Below are 1,853 nucleotides of genomic sequence, written 5' to 3'. Positions count from 1 at the left end.
GTTGTCTATATCCTTTAATGACTTGATTGTTACAAATCCTAAACCCCATAGACTCCTTAATTCAGCATTTTTAATATAAATCTTATCCAAATCATTAAAGCGCATTAAAACATGACAATGCCAGGCTCCACGTCCTTGTGGCTCTACCACCGATAAATAATCTATCGAACTTTCTTTCTTGTATTTATAACGCAACCTGTCGATAAAATTTTGAAAATCACTATAAAGTTTTTTCGTGTCCGTCATATTTTTCTTGTATGTCAAAGTTATATGTAATTCATTTGGCCGTCCTATAAAATTGTTATTTATCAAATAACGCAGCTTCTTAAAGGTTTGTCTCAAAGAATTATAATTTTCCTGCCGATTTTCCGAATGCTCGAACTCCCGGATCTCCCCAGTAGAGAGGTCTACAAACCTATCCTTGTCCAATTTTTTGATATTATTTTTCCGGTTCATCTTCTCCATATGCTGAACTTCAATGACGTGATTCATAGTGGTCACTTTTACAACATCATTTGGAGCTATGAAAACCGCGTCACCATTGCGTTTATCCATCCATTTCCCCTCAATTTTTCCTGTAATGTTTAATTAAAATCAAGTTAATAATAAAGAACCCCAAATCCGAAGTCAGTTTTTCAACAAAAATTAGCGTCCTTTTCCCAAATAGTCCCTATACAATTCCTTAATAGCAAACTCAATTACAGCATCTTTTGAAACTCTTCCAAATTCATTGTGTTTTGTAAAATGTTCGGCTAATAACTCTAGCTTTTTAAATGTTTCAACAGTAATTCGAGGTCCAATTTGTTTTTTCTCTTCCATCCAAACACACTCCTAACAAGTTGTTAACATAATTCTAACATTGGAAATAATAGAATTCAAGAACAGAAAAAAGAAGCACACTCGGAATGATATTTCGTTTCCTTTTGATTCCGAGCCTCCACCCCTTACAATCCCCAAAGGCAACCGACAAGGGAAAATTCGTCCCTTATCGGCACCTCCGGAAATTGTACAGCAAGGGGTCACTCCCAATAAAAAGACTACGACATATAAAACAGGTTTAGCTTCAGAGAAAAAGAGCATAAGGAAACTCGGTGCCACCCTAAAAAAAAGGGTGTCAAACAGGCTGTGCCTGTTGAGTTTCTATGCTCTTAGAACAGGTGCCGTTTTTGAAGCCAAAGATATAGCATAGATACCCCATAGATATAGCAGGGATATACCAAAATATCTCTAGAGATACGGGTATCTATGCTATATCTCTCTACAAGATTCCTCCACACGCTTGACGGAAATGCTTCAGCATTTTAGCACTCACTCGACAGAGTGTATAAGTGCGCCATTCGGAATTTCAAAGCTTCAAATTTCACAGAGAGTGCCCATTTATACACACCCCCTAAATCGTGGTGTGACAATGGGTTCTCGCCGGCTCGAAATCGGTTTGTCATTCTGACAAATAACCCTTCGGGAAATAAAAAAAACGGCTCCATAAAGAGGAACCGTTTTGCTTCAAAAATCACGTTTTGTGTTATACTGGAGAAACGAAATTGTGTTTTCAAAATTGTCATTTTCGACATGATAACTTTTCTCGTAGTGTGGTTTTGCCGAACCCACTACTTTTTTTATGTCTCCGAACTTCATTTCTTCCCGTTCCGGCTTAACAATCCCTTTTGATTTTCGATACATATTCATTCCGGAAGGATACATGTGCAGCCGTCCGCCTTTTAAAAATTTCTTTTCCCGACCTTCTACGATCTTTGTTTGCACCTCACAGCCCTCTGAAGCCACTTTTAAGGCTGTTTCCCTGTCTTGGACATCTTCTAGGTCTATATCAGTCAAATAAGCGCTCAAATAGGCTC

1 protein-coding gene and 2 pseudogenes are annotated in these 1,853 nt (G+C 37.9%); all 3 read right to left on the bottom strand.

Annotation, left to right across the window (positions count from 1 at the left end):
- Positions 1-555, bottom strand: a pseudogene (locus ACFXJ8_RS44015) (hypothetical protein); the annotation flags it as partial.
- Positions 556-645: 90 nt separating this feature from the next.
- On the bottom strand, positions 646-819 hold the full coding sequence (locus tag ACFXJ8_RS44010) for a hypothetical protein (protein ID WP_375839303.1): 174 nt from the start codon (positions 817-819) through the stop codon (positions 646-648).
- Between the two features lie 684 nt (positions 820-1,503).
- Positions 1,504-1,853 (bottom strand): annotated as a pseudogene (locus tag ACFXJ8_RS44005) (hypothetical protein); the annotation flags it as partial.

Origin of the sequence: Nonomuraea sp. NPDC059194, assembly GCF_042754765.1 — a bacterium.
GTDB lineage: Bacteria > Actinomycetota > Actinomycetes > Streptosporangiales > Streptosporangiaceae > Nonomuraea.
This window is presented reverse-complemented; position numbering and strand designations above follow the sequence as displayed.